The following is a 309-nucleotide window of genomic DNA, read 5'->3' on the forward strand; positions in this document are numbered from 1 at the left end:
TCGCATTCAGAACAGTGACAACTGCTTGTTGTACGATCTTATCCTCCAGAGAGGCAATGCCCAGCGGGCGCAGCCTACCGTCGGCTTTGGGAATATAGACCCGTCGCGACGGCGTTGCCCGATAGGCTCCACTGTGAAGCCTTGCGTGCAAATCGTTCACCCGCTGGAGAAGACCTTCCTCATACTCTCGCCACGACATGCCGTCCACGCCCACCGCTGCATCCCGGCGCAGGGCATAAAAGCTCTGCGCCAGTAATTGCGGTGTAACGTGGTGCAGCAAAGCCGTGAACTGCATGCCCTTATTCCTTC

1 pseudogene is annotated in these 309 nt (G+C 57.6%); it reads right to left on the minus strand.

Features of this window, described 5'->3' with window-relative positions:
* Window positions 1-295 (minus strand): annotated as a pseudogene (locus AACY52_RS31885) (group II intron reverse transcriptase/maturase); the annotation flags it as partial.
* Between the last annotated feature and the right edge of the window lie 14 nt (window positions 296-309).

It is taken from the genome of Pseudomonas sp. EA_65y_Pfl1_P113 (assembly GCF_963970525.1).
GTDB classification, from domain to species: Bacteria; Pseudomonadota; Gammaproteobacteria; order Pseudomonadales; family Pseudomonadaceae; genus Aquipseudomonas; species Aquipseudomonas tritici.